The sequence below is a fragment of the Anaerobiospirillum sp. NML120511 genome, from assembly GCF_023050955.1.
Taxonomy (GTDB): Bacteria; Pseudomonadota; Gammaproteobacteria; order Enterobacterales; family Succinivibrionaceae; genus Anaerobiospirillum.
Genome location: NZ_JALKIK010000009.1, coordinates 1 through 18,285, shown reverse-complemented (window position 1 = coordinate 18,285; position 18,285 = coordinate 1). Strand labels below are relative to the sequence as shown.

At 54.3% G+C, this 18,285-nt stretch carries 8 protein-coding genes and 1 rRNA gene; 1 reads left to right on the top strand and 8 read right to left on the bottom strand.

What is annotated here, in order from left to right; genetic code table 11:
- Nucleotides 1-296: 296 nt before the first annotated feature.
- The gene (locus tag MXE39_RS04045; RefSeq protein WP_246977527.1) at nucleotides 297-1,913 is read right to left on the bottom strand and encodes an NAD(P)H-hydrate dehydratase; all 1,617 of its coding nucleotides are present in this window, start codon (nucleotides 1,911-1,913) and stop codon (nucleotides 297-299) included.
- Nucleotides 1,914-3,286: 1,373 nt separating this feature from the next.
- On the opposite strand from MXE39_RS04045, the gene ppgK reads away from it, so the two are divergent.
- Complete coding sequence (ppgK, locus tag MXE39_RS04040; RefSeq protein WP_246977528.1) at nucleotides 3,287-4,063, top strand: polyphosphate--glucose phosphotransferase; 777 nt, start codon at nucleotides 3,287-3,289, stop codon at nucleotides 4,061-4,063.
- Between the two features lie 217 nt (nucleotides 4,064-4,280).
- Here ppgK and MXE39_RS04035 read toward each other — a convergent pair whose 3' ends face one another.
- The 7 genes from MXE39_RS04035 to rrf all read right to left on the bottom strand — a co-directional run bounded on the left by MXE39_RS04035 (nucleotide 4,281) and on the right by rrf (nucleotide 18,221).
- A complete protein-coding gene (locus MXE39_RS04035; RefSeq protein WP_246977529.1) occupies nucleotides 4,281-6,698 on the bottom strand; it encodes a DHH family phosphoesterase in 2,418 nt (805 codons plus the stop codon).
- A gap of 309 nt (nucleotides 6,699-7,007) precedes the next feature.
- A complete protein-coding gene (locus MXE39_RS04030) occupies nucleotides 7,008-9,221 on the bottom strand; it encodes a DEAD/DEAH box helicase (protein ID WP_246977530.1) in 2,214 nt (737 codons plus the stop codon).
- A 346-nt stretch (nucleotides 9,222-9,567) separates the two neighbouring features.
- Nucleotides 9,568-10,896 carry an ATP-binding protein gene (locus tag MXE39_RS04025; protein WP_246977531.1) on the bottom strand — a complete coding sequence of 443 codons (1,329 nt, stop codon included), beginning with the start codon at nucleotides 10,894-10,896 and terminating at the stop codon, nucleotides 9,568-9,570.
- Nucleotides 10,897-11,395: 499 nt separating this feature from the next.
- Complete coding sequence (locus MXE39_RS04020; RefSeq protein ID WP_246977532.1) at nucleotides 11,396-14,575, bottom strand: class I SAM-dependent methyltransferase; 3,180 nt, start codon at nucleotides 14,573-14,575, stop codon at nucleotides 11,396-11,398.
- A gap of 309 nt (nucleotides 14,576-14,884) precedes the next feature.
- Complete coding sequence (gene prmA, locus MXE39_RS04015; RefSeq protein ID WP_246977533.1) at nucleotides 14,885-15,772, bottom strand: 50S ribosomal protein L11 methyltransferase; 888 nt, start codon at nucleotides 15,770-15,772, stop codon at nucleotides 14,885-14,887.
- 148 nt (nucleotides 15,773-15,920) lie between these two features.
- Nucleotides 15,921-17,357 (bottom strand): hypothetical protein, encoded by a 1,437-nt coding sequence (locus MXE39_RS04010; protein WP_246977534.1) that lies wholly within the window; start codon nucleotides 17,355-17,357, stop codon nucleotides 15,921-15,923.
- Nucleotides 17,358-18,105: 748 nt separating this feature from the next.
- A 5S ribosomal RNA gene (rrf, locus tag MXE39_RS04005) occupies nucleotides 18,106-18,221 on the bottom strand.
- Between the last annotated feature and the right edge of the window lie 64 nt (nucleotides 18,222-18,285).

Sequence of the window (18,285 nt, the reverse complement as noted above, 5' to 3'; positions counted from 1 at the left end):
TCATCACTGCCTTAAGCTGCACATGGTCTAATTGTGTCAGCAACAGCCCTGAGCCGCCTCCAGTGCATCAGCCATGGCAACTGGCCGGACAGCTGACCTGACAACCGCCGGCACATCTGCGCATACAGCCGCGCAGGCTGGAACAGCCGGCAGCACTGGCTGGAGCAGCCGGCGCGGCTGGTGGCCCCACATGCAACAGGGGCCGTCCCCAAGGTGGAGACGGCCCCTGTTTATGGTGGCGTAAGCGCGGCGCCTGCAGCGGCGCCGGTGCTGGCGGCGCAGCGCTGCGCCCAGAATCAGAACATGATGCGGTTTTCGAGCAGCACTGAGGTAGCGCGCTCGGCATAGGTGGACATATGACCCTGGTTGTGGTCTGCAAGGCCTGGACGCTTACTTACCAGATAGCGCACATAAGGGAGCAGATCACAGGCAAGACAGCCTACCTCACCTGTATAGTCACCAGAGAGGCGGCCGGCACGGCCATGCACGGCGGCGCCGCAGATAGTGGCGCGGCTGGCAGTCAGGCCCTCGGCACGCAGCGCGGCAATAATGCCAGTCAGCAGGTCACCCATACCGCCTGAGGCCATGGCAGGAGAGCCTTCACGAATGATGAAAATCTTGTTGCCATCGCATACCAGAGTACCGGCGCCCTTGAGCAGTACGGTACCACCGCAGCGCTGCTGGAGCTCATAAACAGCCTTGTAGCGGTCTGCATTGATATCGGCAATGGAGCAGCCCAGCAGTCGGGCAGCCTCGCCCGGATGCGGAGTCATAATGGAGTTTGGCAGCACCTGCAGCTCACGGGTACTCATGATATTGAGAGCGTCAGCATCAAGCACCATGGCCTTTTCTGAGGAAATAACCATGTCGAGCAGTTTGATGGCATGCTCATCGGTACCCAGACCTGGACCAAGAGCAATAACGTCAGTCCACTCAATGGCCTCAGCTACCGCATCCAGATCCTCAAAGTCAACAGTCATCAGCTCAGGACGTGCAGCGTTAAGGGAGCCCACATTGGTATGGGCAGTTGCTACCTTTACCAGACCGGCACCGGCACGCAGTGCACCCTGACCACAGATGGCAATGGAACCGCCATAGCCGTGAGATCCGCCAATTACCAGCAGACGTCCGGCACGGCCTTTGTGATCTGAGAGCAGTCGTACCGGCAGGTCAGCAATGATGTCCTCATAGCTGTTGAGGTAGACAGGCAGATATGAAGCGCCTGACTTTTCATCGGAAAGACACTGACCGTGGAAGTAGTTGACGTCCACACCAAGGGAATTGCAGACAATTTCGCCTACATAGTCCACAGCATCGCCTGTTACCAGACCGCTCTTGAGACCTAACATGCACACGGTCTTATTGGCGGTGACACAGGCATGATAGACGTGGCCTGTATTGGCATTAACGCCTGATGGTACGTCTACGGCGATGATATAGGCACGGGTGGAGTTGATAAAGTTAATCCACTCCACATAAGTCTCACGAGGCTCGGTATTAAGACCAGTACCGAGCAGGGCGTCGATCACGATATCAGGGCTGTTACCGTTGTTGGCCTCCTCAATCAGATCAGGCAGCTCATACTCGACCTTACCGCCGAGCTTGATGAAATATGAGCAGGCTGCAAAGGCCTCAGAGTTCTCACGTGGCTTGTCGGTGGCGAAAATACGGAAAGGGATATGATGGCGCATCAGATAGGCAGCCACGATGTAGCCGTCACCACCGTTATTACCCTTACCGGCCAGAACATAAACCATGCTCGGACGTGAGTTTACCTTGCGCATTTCCTCGAAAACGGTACGTCCTGCCCTTTCCATCAAGTCAAAGCAGTGACCCTTGTGGGTTGCGGCATGATTTTGCTCAATGACGCGGATTTCCTGTGTGGAAAAAATATGATGAGGAAGAGAAGACATTAATCGTACTCCAGGATTTACGACGCGACCTCAGCCTTTTGATGTCTCTGAAGTCAGGAAGCCAGAGCCTCTGCACATCTGCCTGCCACGGGCAGCTGACTGCAATGCAGTCCTCAAATGCTGCGGCCCGGCTACTGCCGTGCTGCCCTGGCAGCTGCAGCTGTGGTTGCTGCACTGCTGCATGGGCTGTCGCATGGGCAGCCGGGAAGCCGGGCCGCCGCTGCGGGATGTGCCTTGAAAATCACCTGCATCTTTCAATGAAGGTCAGTATTTGAACTTGTTGTTTAAACTGAAAGGGCCTCCTGCATGTAACAGGAACACCATACGGGCCATATTATGGTCGTGCATGGCCATGTTTCAGATTCTAACCTAAAGAACAATTGAGTTTGTGTGCTCATACAGGCATTAATTGATGTCAGAACCATGCCTGATCATTTAGTATGAGCATATTAAGTGCCAGTTTTTGCAAAAACCATGGCAAGTGCGCCCAGGCAGCCTGCGGACAAGCCCCGGAGCTCTTACACCTCAAGAGCGCCCGCCCCTTAACACCGTGAAATTCACTGTACGGTACGGCCTGACAGCAGTGCACACAGCAACAGCATGTTTCTCCTGTTTATTGTACTGTCACCATGCAGCACACTCTTTTACCAGACGCTCACAAACATGATAATAGCGATTTGCGTGCACGTGGACGTTCGACCGTTGCAAGTCAGCGGCTTTTGTCTGTTTTTGTGATCAGAGTACTGATTGCACAGAGCGCCATACATACAAAGGCGGTCCGTAAATATATAATTAAAATCACCCCTGCAAGATGAATACTGACACAGCCGTGCCTCAGGTTCTGCCAGGTGGCATCAGCCATAACCTTAAGCCTGCCGTGCTGCACGCTGTGCATAACTGAGCTCTGCGGCAGGCTGGGCGCAGTGCCTCACTGAGCTCTGCGGCAGGCTGGGCACGGAGCCTCACTGAGCTCTGCGGCAGGCTGGGCGCAGTGCCTCACTGAGCTCTGCGGCAGGCTGGGCACAGAGCCTCACTGAGCTCTGCGGCAGGCTGGGCACGGAGCCTCACTGAGCTCTGCGGCAGGCTGGGCACAGTGCCTCACTGAGCTCTGCGGCAGGCTGGGCACAGTGCCTCACTGAGCTCTGCGGCAGGCTGGGCACAGTGCAGCTTAAGTCCTTGCAAGGGTCATCTCACCACATACAGTCACGTGCCCTCAGGTGGTCCTGCAGAGCTGTGGCCTGGAACAACACTGATTTAACAGGAGAGGGATGCAGTCCCTGCAGCCGTAATGGCCATGGTGATCCCCGTTACAGCGGGCTTTATGGTAAAGATCAGCACCATTGCAGGTCCCGGAACTGTTCCCTGAAAACAAGATGGAATTATTAGGTGTAGACATCGGTGGCAGCGGCATCAAGGGCGCTGTGGTTGATACCACTACCGGCAAGCTTTTAACTGAGCGTGTCCGTATTAAGACCCCACAGCCGTCCACTCCTCAGGCCGTGGCCGCAACCATTAAAGAGCTGGTAGAAACCATTGGATACAAGGGCCCTGTAGCCTGTGGCTTCCCTGCCCGCGTTATCAATGGCGTAGTACTTACTGCTGCCAACATCGACAAGAGCTGGGTTAATGTTCATGTTGAGAACATGCTCTCCAAAGAGCTCGGTACCGATGTATACGTTGCCAATGACGCTGACGTAGCCGGCCTTGCTGAAATGTGCTTTGGCGCCGGCCGTAACGAGATGGGCAAGGTGCTTATCGTCACCATCGGCACCGGCCTTGGTACCGCCATGTTCTTCAGGGGCGAGCTTCTGCCAAACTTTGAAATGGGCCACATCATACTCAATGGCGATGATGCCGAGCGTTACTGCTCCGATTCTGCCCGTGAAAAACTCGACCTCAAGTGGAAGGAGTTCGGCAAGCGCTTTAATGAGTACTTAAACCGTATCGAATTCCTGGTCCAGCCAGATCTCTTTATCCTGGGCGGTGGCGCCTCCAAGAAGTTTGATAAGTTCTCTGATCGTTTAAGCGTAGGATCAGCCCGCGTTATCCCTGCTGAGACCCTCAACCTGGCCGGCATCATCGGTGCTGCCATGTACTGCGAGCGCCGCCTTAACGAGAAGGTTCAGAACAAGAGCAAGAGCTCCAGTTAAGAGCGCATAGCCGGCAATTCAGGTCCATGTCCGGCCCCTGACCAGGCCTGGCAGGGCAGAGCCATGACCTGCATTGTCCCTGACTGGCCTTCACATAACGCAAAGCCCTGATATGTAAGACATATCAGGGCTTTGCTGTTTTCGGGCTGACTGGCAGAGCGCCGGCAGGCGCAGCCAGGTGGCTGCAGCGGCGCTAGGTTGCGGCGACGGCAGCGGGCTAGAACGGCTCGATGGCGTCGATGTAGAGCTGGAGACGTTCGCGGTCCATGTAACGGTCTATACCCAGGGTATAGACAGCGCGAACACGTGAGCCCTCGGTAATGGCCTTTTCTTTGGCATTGGCTCTGAACTTGATGCCCTCGACCACACGGTTGCCCGGTGAGCGCAGAATGACCTTGAGATGGCGGTTGCGCAATATGTTGACGCTGTCTACCAGGAACTCGCCGTCAAATACCGGCTCCTCAAAGTCCTTGCCCCATGGGCCGAAGTATTCAAGATCACGGGCAAAATCAAGGCACAGATAGGCATCAGGCAGCAGACACTCGCTTACTACTGACTCCTCCTGCTGAGCATCCCCCCTGCACTGGGCGCAGGCAGCACTGAAGAGTACTTTGAAGCGCTCCAGATCACGGGTACGGATAGAGGCACCGGCTGCTACGGCATGACCGCCACAGGTAAGGAAAATATCAGGATCCTGCTCTTTAATCAGGGCAAATACCTTCATGAGATCGGTACCCTTAACCGATCGGGCCGATCCTACCAGCGGGATGTCACCCTCGTCCTCATAATGCTCAGTATCATCAAAGAGATCACTGGTCATGCTCGGCATAATGCCCGAGGCAGCTGAAACCAGCTTGGCCGAGTTTCTTACCCTCATGCCCACATTCTCAGGAACTTCCTCCTGAGCGCCAAAGACTTTGGACTTGAGGCCCGGCTCCAGCACGTCCTCATCACTGTCCAGACCATCGTCGCCGGCTGCAGCGGCTGCTCCGGTGGTACCGGTGGAACCGGCTGCAGCGGCAGCTGCGCAGGTTGTGCTGGTGGCACCGGCTGCTGCGGCAGCTGCGCAGGTGGTGCTGGTGGCACCGGCTGCAGCGGCGGCCGCATCAGCTGCAGGCATCTGCAGAGCCGGTGGCACTGAGGAGCCGTTGTTGTCGATGATGCCCATGAGGTTGATATTGCTGTCATCAAAGGCGGCATTGTCGGAGCTGAAGATAATGCATGGCTTGTTGTAGCGCTCCTTGATACGGTTGGCTACCAGTCCGCACAGGCCCTTTAAGAAAGAGTCATCGTACAGAACAATGCCGTCATCCTGAGCCATGGACAGGCTTACGGCCTGATCAAAGCTGTTGTAGGCATCAGCAATGTCATCGGCATCTGAGTAAATCAGACGGTCATTGGTATTAATGCGGTCAGCTTCGGCAGCTGCTGAGCGCAGCATGGCCATGTCAGGGGCTCCCGCCATGCCAGGCACTCCTGCATTTCCGTCGGCGCCTGCAGTGGCGGCGGCGCTCAGGCCGTCGGTGCCGGTACCGGCGTCAGCGCTCTTGCTGCTGTCTGCACTCATGGCGGCACGCAGCTCCTGAGCTCTCAGGCGCTCTTCCTTGTACAGGGCGAGGGCACGGCTGATCATGATCTTTTCATGGTCCATGCGGCGCTTGTTGCACAGATCGAGCTGACGGGCAAAGAGCATGGCCAGATTGAAGTCGTCATTGGTCAGATTGAGAATGGCCGGATTCTGAGCAATGTTTATACGTGTAGCAGCGTTAAAGCGCGGACAGAGCTCATGGGAGATGTTTTTGACCCTGATCTTTGCCGGATCTACCTTTAGGTAGCTCAGCAGCGCCTGAATGCCAGGAATGCTTTTGCCCTTGCTGATACGCTTCATACCGGCCTTGATAATGCGCCTGTTGTTGGTATCAAATGACATGACATCGCCAATGGTACCCAGAGTAACCAGATCAAGGAACTGGCCCATACTTGGAGAATCCTTGAGACTGGCGTAATAGCCCATTTCAATAAGACGGGAGCGCACGGCACTCATGACATAAAAGAGTACTCCGGCACCGCACAGATGTTTGGACGGGAAGGTGTCATCACGTCTTTTAGGATCAACCACGGCATCAGCATCAGGCAGAGTGGCCTGCACTTCATGATGGTCAGTAATAACCACACTGATACCATGACGTCGTGCCAGGGCAACGGCATCAAAGGCGGTAATGCCATTATCAACGGTCACAATGAGGTCAATGCGCGAGTGAATGGCGCGCTCGACAATGCGGGTATTAAGACCGTAGCCGTCAGCATAGCGTGAGGGCACGTAGTAGGTAATGAGGTTTTCATTGACACCAAATGCCTTGAGGCAGCGCACGCCCAGAGCGGTACCGGTCATGCCGTCGATATCGTAATCGCCGGCAATCATGATGCGCTTTTTGTCCATAATGGCCCGGGCAATGATGGTCGAGGCCTTGTCGATATCGGTAAGACGATCAGGCGGGAAAATGTTCTTGAGACCTACCTCAAGATCATCCTGGCTTTTGACACCACGACGGGCAAGGATCTGGCGCAGCACCGGATCACACACCAGGGTGTTCAGGTGTGAGTCGTCAACATTGGCTCGTCTAATGATCTGCATTAAAACCTCTTCCCGAATCTTATCTCGATCGGATCAACGTGCGGCCTGACAGCCGGTTAAGCAAGGATACTCATTTGCTCCAGGTGCGGCTTACCTGACAGGCATATGATACCAGGGGCTAAAATACTACATTTTTCCGCATCCTGCGGCTTTTGCCATAGTCAGTGAAAAAAACAGTTACATAAGCGCTTATTTAAGGGCCGCTCCCCTGCTGACAGCGCCCGCCCCGCCACAGCATCAGCTGTGCGGTGCAGGCCCGCCTGCCCGCAGGCCTGCTGGCCAGCCAGCCGGGCCGGCTGCCATGACGTCTCAGAGCTCGGAGGCCAGGCGGTCAAAGAAGGCCAGCGCTCCATCCATATCAAGATGGGTATGGGCATAGGTGATGTACTTGAGATCGGCTGGCAGATAGCAGTTGAACTTCTCCCAGTCCAGATTCTTCACCTTCTTGAGCAGCTCCTGAGGCTCTACGGCGCCTCCGGCACGGATAGCGCTAACTGCAGTCTTGAGATTATTGAGGCTGGCATACTCAAGCTCAATGTGGGAGCCGTTGCGGCTGGCATCAATAGAGTGACGATTGAGCAGCAACACCACAGTCTCAAGAATGCGATCACCCTTCCATGGAAACAGCGCAAGTCCGGCCGGGCCTGTCACCATTACCTTTTTATCAAGCTCATAGCGGAAGAAACAGGCTCTTCCCTGCTCAAAGTTTTCGCGGGCCACTCTGTCCAGACATGGAGGAGCCTCACCTGTTATGTAGATACGGTGCATTTCCTCACGAATGGCATCATGCACCTGACCGCCCACACCTGAAAGAGGCAGGCCGCTGGTCTTGGACTGGCTTGGCTTTACGCCAATGACACGCTTGTGCTCGTTAAAGTAGATAACGCGCCATGCCTTTCCAGCAAAAAGGAAGGTCTCATCTTCAGAGAGCGTGCTCAACAGCGGAATACGGCCAATGGTCTTGCCCTCAAAGTCGATGCGGTAGTCCCTGTTATTGTTAAAGGCCGCAAAGAACTCGTAATTGGATACCAGCTTTTCGCCCTCAAGACCAAGGGTCAGGGTACCGTCCTGCATCTGAATGATGAGATCGTATTTGCCCAGCTCACGCAGCAGACGGGCATACATGTCCGGTGTAGTCATGCCAAAAGGACCAGTACGGCACAACAGCGCATACAGGTTGCTTGCCGATGCTGAGCCATGGGAGGCAATGACTGACAGAGTCTGCTGAATCAGAGTGGAAAAGCCGTACTCCTTTTCAAGTGGCGGCTCATACCAGCGCTGGAGCAGCAGGTTTACTGTGGCAGCGCTGAGCACAGTGTCCTCACAGAGCATGGAGGACAGGCGGTTGATAGCCGGATCGTACTCAGGAATAAACAGGCGCAGTACAGCTGTACCGTCACGGCGGCCAGAGCGGCCCAGACGCTGACGCAGCGAGGCTACTGTTACAGGCGGAGCAAACTGGGCAATGGACTGCACATCGGAAATATCGATACCCAGCTCCAGAGTTGAGGTACAGATAGCCGTGGTCGGCATGCGCCCGTCCTGCAGACGGTGCTCCAGAGTTTCACGCAGTTCACGCGAAAGCGAGCCGTGATGAGGGAAGAACTCCTCAGGCACCATATTGCGATGGCAGAGATCACGCAGAGTGGTAGCCAGCTGCTCAGTATCAGCACGTGAATTGGTGAACACGAGATTGTTCTTGCCGCGCAGCAGACGGTAGATATCGGCAGCTACTTTTTCAATGGCCTGAGCATGCATAACCGGAGTAATAAGACGCGGCTCCTGCTCAAGAGTCTTGGGAATGCTGTAGCCCAGAATTTTAACCGCCAGGGCGGTAGTGGTATTGGATGATGCAGTTACCAGACAGCAGTCGGTGTTGGAGCTGTTACCGGCACGCAGATAGGAGGCCACAGAGCCAATGTCACGGGAGAAAGTAGCTGAGATGGCTATACGCACCGGAATCTTGTTAATCAGGTTTTCAATGCGGTGCAGCTGGGACTGCAGCTGATAACCACGGCTTTTGCCCATCAGGGCATGGAACTCGTCGATAACGATATAGCTCAGATCCCCAAATGCTTCCTGAAAGATTGATTTCTGATTGATGAGCAGAGACTCAAGAGATTCAGGGGTGATAAGCACTATACCTGAAGGGTCCTTAAGCAGGCCGCTTTTTCTGTTGACGGCCACATCACCATGCCATGGGGTAATTTTGATGCCCACAGGCTCTGCCATGTCCATAAGACGGCGGGCCTGATCGTTAATCAGAGCCTTGAGCGGACTGATGTATAGAACTGATACGCCCTTGATTTTCTTTTCGTGCTGCTTAATCCAGGTAAGCACAGGCAAAAATGCAGCCTCGGTTTTACCAGAGGCTGTCGAGGCTGAGATGATGACATCCTTTTTGTGCTCCAGTACCGGCCTGATAGCCGCTTTCTGAATAGGATGCAGATCTTTCCATCCCTGTCTGCCAATCCAGCGGCAGATTAGAGGGTGAAGCATTGCCAGATAATCTTGATCGGCCATGACAGCCTCCCTGAAATTTGAAAACCACACAGGCCCACAGTGCAGCCGACACCGCCCGCCCCGAAGTAAGGCTAAGGCCTGACTCATGGGCAAGGTCAAGGTGCAGCGCCAGCAGGCCGGGCCCATGGCCTGCCCCTGGTCTGGTGCAAGGCCACGCCAGGCCCGGTGCCGGGCCACGCCCTGCTGGCCTGAGGTGGTGAGCGCAAGATATGCGGTGATGGAAATAAGGACTGAAAAGATGGTGAGCGTAAACGATCAGGCCCACCGCAGGTCCCCTTATGAAGTCCCTGAGTGGGCCTGAATGGGCAGCATCAAAGCAGGAGCTGGCCTGCAGCTGCGCTGAAATTTAGAGCTGGAAGGTTACCAGTTCGTCGTCGTCATTACTGTCATTGCTCACAGAGCCGTGGCCCTGGTTGAGAGTTACCAGGGACGGATCAAGCTCGTTTTCCAGGGTAATGCCGGAGATCAGGGATTCCCACTTGATCTCAGGGTTCTGCTCGATAACGGAGAGCAGATCAACAAAGGCCTTGATAGTGTTACGTGGAGTTCTGAAGTAAGACTCACCAATGTTCTGAGAGCAGTGACGCAGGAATGCGGTCAGAGCCTCATCTGGCAGCAGATACCTGGACTCATCACCATTGGCAAAGACGTTACGGATATTGCTCAACAGTACGAACAGCTCCTCTGGAGAGAGGTTTTCAAGCTTGAGCACAGGACCGTGGTAATCGACCACGTTGGCGATCTCGGCAAAGGTGTTTTCAGCAAGACGGGAGCGCAGAGCTTCGTAGCTGTACAGGCCCTTTCTGGTATCGCACAGGAAATCGGTGGTGCCACCGAGCATGAAGCCGATGTTTTCGGCTGTTCCCTGCAGACAGTCATTGAGGATGCGCAGGATCTGCTCGTAATTGGCACTGCGGGAGCGTGAGGAAGGCAGCTTGTAGAGATTTACCATCTCATCGAGGTTGACCAGCAGGCCCTTGTAGCCGGCCTGACAGACGAAGCGGGCCATGAGCTTGAGGTGATCGTAAATGGAGCTGTCGGTAACAATGCCACGAACGCCCAGCTCGCTGCGGGCTTCAGTTCTGGTGGCATACTCACCGCGCAGATAGCGGATAGCAGACTGCTTGAGATCGTCATTACCGGTGTCATAGCCCTCATAGTAACGGGCTACTACCTGAGCAAAGTCAAAGCCGTCTACCAGCTCAGACAGGGAGTGCAGACGCTTTTTGATCACGCTCTCAACGCTCTCGCCTGTTTCTTCAGCTGCGGTAATCTGAGTGGTGATGAACTTTTCGATTACCGGAACAATGGCATTGCCCTCAGGGTGAGCGCGGGTAGCCATGTTGCGCATCAGTTCCTGATAAAGAGAACGGGCCTGACCGCCTGATGCCTGCAGACGGCGATCCGGAGCCAGATCAGCATTGACCACCACCATGCCCTTTTCCAGAGCCAGGTAGCGCACCAGCTGTAAAAAGAAGCTCTTACCGGCACCAAAGTCACCTACTACCACCTTGAAGGTGCTGCCGCCATTACAGACTCGCTCGAGCTCTTCAATCATGGCCTTAACTTCGTTTACGCGGCCTACCTGTATATGCTCCAGACCTACTCTGGGGGTAACGCCTGCGCGCAGTGACTGAATAATTGCAGCACGCTCACGAGGTCTAATTCTGGCCATTTTCAGCTCTCCTCAAGACTGTCAACTGAAGTATCCCTTGATATCAGCCTGCAAAATGTTTTTCATGTCATATGCCTGTATGAAAAAGCCTCATTTACAGGCGCGGTCTTCACTAAAGACACCTTGACATGCACGGCTGCCTGCAGACGGCACTTCCTGTCCGGCTGCACTTGAAACATTTTGTTCAGGGGGTCTAACATTATAGCCCATTTTTTCTTATCACCAGGCAAGGACTGCATGTCCTGGCGGCATTTTCACACCGGCACAACAGCGTTTCGTGACCGCCACGGAAAAATAAGGGGCAGCAGCCTTTTGGCCCTGCCCCAAAGCAAATAAGCTCAACTGACCAGTATCACAAGGAGGCGCCCGCCCATGCAGCCTCACAGCTGCCTGCGCCGACAGTGCACTGCGGCGCCTGGGCGCAGACCCGCCGCCCCGCCGCTCTGGCGCGCGCAAGGCAGCAGCCGCTGTCAAGGCGCATGAGCGCCATGCGTGACGATCAGTCGGAGATTTTCAGGAAGATTGTGCCTCTGTCAGCATCACCTGCAGCCTGGGAATCTGAGTCAAAGCGGCTGACATAGCCATGAATTTCATCGGCACGGGCCTGACTGAGCATGGTTACCAGAGACTCAGGCAGACAGATCTCACTGATGCCACTGCTGCTCTCCCCTGCAGCTGCAAGCAGACTCTTACCGGCCTGTGCAGCAGTAACGCTGTCATGCATGGCCGTGATCCTTACATCGCGTGCAAATGGGAACAGTCTTATGTACTTGCCGGCTACGCTGCTGTCCTCAAAAGCGTAGTTGGCGTTGAAGATACACAGCAGACCGTTTTTCTGGACCAGACTGTCCAGGTAACCTGCCAGACTGTCAAACTGGGCAAAAGGATAAATACTGCTGCAGTCTTTCATACCTACAGTATCAGGATGACGGCACAGCACAGTCATGGCAGTTACCATGTTGAACCTTCTTTCGTTTATGTCAGGTTCTATTCCTTTTATTCTGGCCTGCTGATCCTCGTTCATGCTCTTAAGAATACAGTTTTTAAACTCCTGAGAATCAGCAAAGGCCATACTGCCCTTAAAGCCATTGAAAGCAACATCAACGGCAAAAGTATGGAGCATGTTATCGTCTTTGAGCAGGGCAGCATCCTGAGCACTGCGGACCCAGCCGGCATACTTAACAGCATCTTTGGGATCACTTGCGAGATTTACTGCCATCTGTCGGGCACTGGCAATAGCATCAGGGCTGATATCAATGCCGCGTACACACTGATTATTAAAGAGAGTTAACAGCTCACAGGCCTCCTGCCCGCGCGAGCAGCCAAAGCTGAGAATGCATGCTTCCTGATTGACGAACAGTCCATGATCTCTGTTTAAAGCAGGCACAGAGACCCTGCTCAAATCAGCCTGCAAGGCAGTGGAACTGACAATGTCAGGTCTCAATGCAGCGCTGGTAATCAAAGCCAGGTACTGCAGGAAGGCCCACTGCACCTGATAGCGCTGAGAGCTGGTGTAATTGGACAGCTGAGCCACCTGCAGCCCGTATTCTGTCTGGGCAACAACGCTTTCAGCCCTGCTCAGTTTGCCAGGGTATCTGATGCCCGGGACTGTATCAGTACCCTTGCGTGCGGTATGGGCAGCGGCCATGTCCACCATTACAGCCGCGCTCTGGCGCACCATAAGATCGGTAAGGACGTTAACTGCTGTGTAATCAAAGTTCGATGCAAGACGGCTGAGCTCACATTCAGGCCCCTTTTCAAGTATGCCTCTGAGGCTCAGCTGCGGCAGGTGCAGTCCGGCACTGCCCGGCTCTGCTCCTGGCGCGCCATAGTGCCCTACCTCATTGAACATGCGCATCAGGCCTTTGTCATGCAAGGCAGGATACATGGACATGGCAAGAGGCAGGTTGATATCAGTAAAGTCCAGGGAGGCTGCGTTGAAGATTGCAAAGTCCTCCATGGACATGGAGGCTGAGCGGTCCATATCAATGCTCAGTCCCAGACAGGCAATACCATGACCAAGAGCAATGATTTGCTCAAAGACACTGTCACTTATCATCAGGTCAATGTTAAGCGAGGCAAAATCACTGTACTGATAATCAATAATGCAATCATCGATTACCTGAGCATACTGCTTACATCTGCGATGCATGGCGGCGTTGTACCAGCCACCATCAAGACATTCAGGGAAAGGAGGCAGGTCTTCCTGGGCTTTGAAAAGCTCTGTCTTGATAAGCTCAAAAACAGCCTGATTGAGTGCCCCGGTAACAGCTGATCCGGCACTGACAGCGCCTTTACCGCTGACGCCTTTAGCACTGACGCCATTGCCCCTTATGCCTTTGCCCCCGCAGCTGCCAGAGGCCATACCCTTAAGGCCCCTTTCGAGCAGACTCTCAGTGGCTCCGGAAATAACCGTATCTTTGTCAAAGCAGTTGACCCATGAATACCAGCTGCTGCCCATGAACACCACAATACGGGCCTGAGGCCAGAGGTCACGAAGCCGTCTTAACAGTGATGCACCCCATGGACTGATGCCAAAGGCAAGACTGCGTACCAGCAGCTGCGAGCTTACAGCCAGAGTAAAAGGACGGCCCTGAGGGCCAAAAAGTCCAGCCATGGCATCAGTATCATCAGCAAGCTGTCTTACCTGGGCATATTCAGGCCTGCGACTGGCGCTGCAGGCAGCCGCCCCGGCCCCTGCTGCGCCTGCAGCTCCGCCGGTGCTGCCGCCGCTGCAGCTGCAGTCCGGGCAGCATTCCGGGTCATCCTGACAGTCATGCCTGTCTGCGCTGCACTCATCAGAGCCTGCTGACAGGCTTTCATTCCACTTGAGCCAGCCGCTTAACAGAGCAGCAGTGCTGTTAAAGCTTATCGAGCTGGCGGTTCGGTTGAAGCTCAGATAGCCGTTGAGGCCCTCTTTCATCCTTGCAGCGCTGATGCCCAGCTTCTTGTAGAACTCAGCAAAATCCTCAGCAGCCGCAAAGCTCTCACCTGCAGCAGGCGCAGCTGCAGATGCCTCATGGTTACCACAGCTTTGGCCCTCCTGGACCTCAGGACTTACCAGCCACACTGACACTGCAGAAGGCATAATCTTCTCAAGCAGCAAGGAGGCATGGCTGCTGCCACTGTAAGAACTGTCTGAGCCCTCAGAGATTTCTTTTAACAGTGAGCTTTGAGTCTGAACATTAAAGAGCATGAAAGGCGGACAGTTCTCACGGGTCAGCAGGGCAATGAGTGACTCGTTGAGACAGAGCTGTCTGGTAATGTGGGTATGGAAGAAAAAGAAGATGAAATCAAAATGGCTGCAAATATAGGAGCAGTCCAGATCAGCCCCCTCATCAAGGGTGTAGAAATCACAGCTGTCCATGAAGCTGGCTGCAGCAAGCACACGGCTGTCTGAAGCAGCCGAGTTGTCATTGGCCTTATGCACGGCATCAGGCTCATCCTCTGGAGCTCCCGGTGCCTGACAGAGCACCTGACAGACATCATCAAGAGCAAAGCGCACCTGTCGGGCCAGCATGGCAGGCAAGGACAGCAGACGGTTATATGAAGAGCCTTGCAGCATATCTCCTGCAGTGCCTGACTTGCTGTTCTGACTGAAGCCGTGACTGATGCGGTTATCACTTACAGACTGGGCAGCCAGACTGTCACTGTTAAGTACCAGAATCTTGATTTTCACTGATCTGTTTCCTTTTGCGGGCACCATCTGGAGCGCCAGAACTACAGCTGTTAACCGTATCTGTACGAGTACATGGTGCTCTGACTATCCTCAATGCTTTCATGTTATCTGACCATCAGAGCACATGGTAGTGACTGATACAAATAACGAGGGCCCTGTCCCGTTTCAGAACAGAGCCCCAGATATGGCTATGGCCATGACCCTCGCCGTACATGTTCCATGTCGGCCATGGCCCCAGGCCATGGCACACAGACCATGGCACTGCCATGGCAAGTGACAGACCGGCAGCAGCCGGTGCGGTCGGGAGGATTACTGCTTGCGTGTTGCAGCGATCAGTACCCACTCCTTTTCATTCTTTGTGTAGTCGATGGTGAAGTCCTTTGAGTAGGCGTCGATGACTTCCTGAGCCTGGCTGTCAAGAATACCAGACAGTGCAAGGCGGCCGCCCGGGGCACACAGAGAGGCAATCACAGGCTCAAGCTCAGCCAGAGGACCGGCCAGAATATTGGCCACTACAACAGGACACTGAGGCACGCCACTGCTGTCACCCTCAAAAAGCTCAAGACGATCAGACACATCATTGCGCTGAGCGTTGTCACGGCTGGCCAGAATGGCCTGAGGGTCAATATCGATACCGTAGGCCCGGGCAGCACCAAGCTTGAGGGCGGCAATGGCCAGCACGCCTGATCCGCAGCCAAAGTCCACTACCTCACGGTCCTTTAACTCATCGCCAAGGGAGTCAAGGAAGCCAAGGCACATGTGAGTAGTAGGATGTGAGCCGGTACCGAAAGCCAGACCAGGATCAAGCACTACGCTGATGCCTTCTTCGATGGTGCACCATGAAGGGGTAATCCACAGATTCCTGCCGCACTTAATTGGCTTGAAGTTTTCCATCCAGGCACGTACCCAGTCTCTGTCCTCAAGATCATGGGCAGCAATTGGATAGTGGTCGCCATAAAGCTGCGAGAGATAGGAAACTACAGGATCGGTGTCAGTACCCTTCTCAAACAGTCCAATAACACGGGTATTAGGCCAGACGCGCTGCTCACCTGGTTTTGGCTCCAGAACAGGATCGTCTTTAGCGTCCTCAAAGGTTACGGAAACTGCTCCCAGAAAGAACAGAATATCGGAAACCTCTTCTGACTTCTCACCATCGGTGATAAGGGAAACCTGTTTCCATTGCTGATCTGTAGTCATATAAACCTCAAAGTAAGGGCCCGTCCGGGCCCTGAATGAAAAATCTGTTCGGGCTGCCCCTGCAGCCCCGGCTGCCGCTGCCGCCCCTGCCGTGCATGCAACCGGGCGGCCGTCTGGACATACCGGGCCCAGGCCTGCTGGCGCGATGCTAGGAGCCGTTATCGTGAATGTATGGCATTGGCTCGATTTTAAAAGGAGTACTCAGCGGAACCTCGTTCTCGCCCTGAGCATAGTTGTTTTCAATGAACTTGCTCAGACGCTGGTGGAGAAAACGGCTCTGGTCACCTACATCGCACAGGTAGAGCTTGTTCACACTGTCTATGAGCATTTTGTTGGGCACCAGCGAGTTGAGAGTGGTCTGGGACACCAGATCCATGTTGACAACCTGGATATAAAGCCAGCTGCCATCCTCCTCAACATCGGAAATATTACTGATACCCCCAAGGGCGCGCAGCCATGCAAGAAGCACCAGCTCCGGTGAACTGTTGGCGTTAAGAGCATAACCGGTGGCTATGTTACGCAGCTTGCGGCGGCGGTCCAGAATACTGTCACGCTTGAGTACCATGGAAAGCTCAATGATCACGCATGGCAGCAGTACTGCAAAGCCGACCAGCACTCCGAAATTGCTGTTATCCATGCTGAAGAAGCTGCGGGCTTCGTTGTAGTTCAGATCAGGCAGGTAGAGGTTTTCTACAGTAGTAATGGCCGGTATCTGCATGTAGTACGAAAGCAGGAAACAGCACATGCCTGTTATAAGCAGGGCACCAAAGGCTCCCGGAAAGAAGATAAGCAGCAACAGCAGCGTCAGTGAGACGCAGGTGCCTATTGAGCTGGTCATAATGCAGATTACTACCAGCAAGGTAAGAAAGAGTTTGACGTGGGAGCGGGTAAACAGTGATCTGAAGAAAATGGTGGCTGGCAGAGCGAAGATATTGCACACAATGACTGTGTTAACAAAAGAGGTAACCATGCGGCTGTGATAGCTTACAGAGACCAGATTGCCCAGCAAGTCATGCATGCCCAGAGACTGCAGCAGTATGTAAAGAGGCACATAGATTACCGAAAGCAGACCGTCACCAAAGGTCCCCTCCATGGTATAGAGCACGAAGACATCAATCTGCCTGACAATGAAAGATACGGAAATCATGGTGCTCAGAGGCAGCCCTGCCACGAAGAACAGGGTAACAATCATGCGCCTTGTATGGTTGCTAAAGCCGTCCTCCTCCATTGAGTCATAGGGGAAGAGCGCCAGCAGCGACGACACTGCCATCAGCACGCACACAATGGGGCTGTCAAGAATTTCCGGCAGATGAGCCGGCAGTAACATCAGGGAGAGCACATAGACAGTGGTTACCGTTGCCAGCTGAAAGACCCGGTCAAAGGCAGGCACCACCATGGCCACTGCAATGACAAAGAGGCCAGGAAAGAAGATACGTGCGGTCAGCAGCAGCACCTCGCGCTGACTTGCATCGAGCCCCGGAGAGGTAGCCGGACTTAAAGCCCAGGTGCAGATAGCCAGCATCATCAGCGGCAGAAGGATCAGAATACTTCTCTGCTTGTAGGTATAAGGCTGAAAAATTCCCAAGTCGCCCTCTCACAATGCCGGACCATAACCACCCCCCACATACATAAGCTCAGCATGGCACGGCACGGCACGGCAAAGCACTGCACAGCACAGATCCGTCTCATGATGACCTGGCTGCGCTGCAGCCCTCTTTACCCGGAGCCCGGCTGTCCGTCAGCAGCAGCTGATACCACAAGCAGCAGACGCGGCAACGCGGCAGAGCCATTCCAGCAGCAGTCAGCAGTTACAGCATATGCTGATTCAGCTGCAAATAAGCTGAATAATCAGGGGATATCGCAAGGCCGCTGCCCCAAGGCGGGCACAGCAGCATACTGATGATATTCATCAGAATATGGGCATTATAGCAAAAGGGCTGCACTCGCCTGTGATTTCAGCGCCAGGTGCCCCAGCCCCGACAACCTCAATTGCTACCGCCCGCAGCCGCAGCCGCAGCCAGCAGCGTGGGAAGAACAGATAGGATGGAATGGGATGGAATGGGATGGGATGGGATGGGATGGGATGCTGTACGATGAGGTTAAGCTGAGGCCGACTCAATGCTTTGATGCTTGAGCTGAGATGCCATGCATGCTTTATATACAGTAACAGAAGCTATCAGGATGAGGGTATGGATGGCTGCAGCGTAGCTGCTGCCCGGGACGGGCTGGACCGCAGGGCCAGACCGGCCCGGATGAGGTGGGATTTGTGGGAAGTGCAGATGCGACAAAGCCCGCTGAGTTCATACTCAGCGGGCTTTGTCAGGAAAAATTAAGCCTGGCGATGACCTACTCTCACACAATCGTACGTTGCACTACCATCGGCGTAACTGCATTTCACTTCTGTGTTCGGAATGGGGACAGGTGGGACTACAGCACTATGGTCGCCAGACAAATCTGTATTTAAAAATGTTCAGTACAAGCTCTGTGCTTAACTCTTTTCTATCTAATGGTTA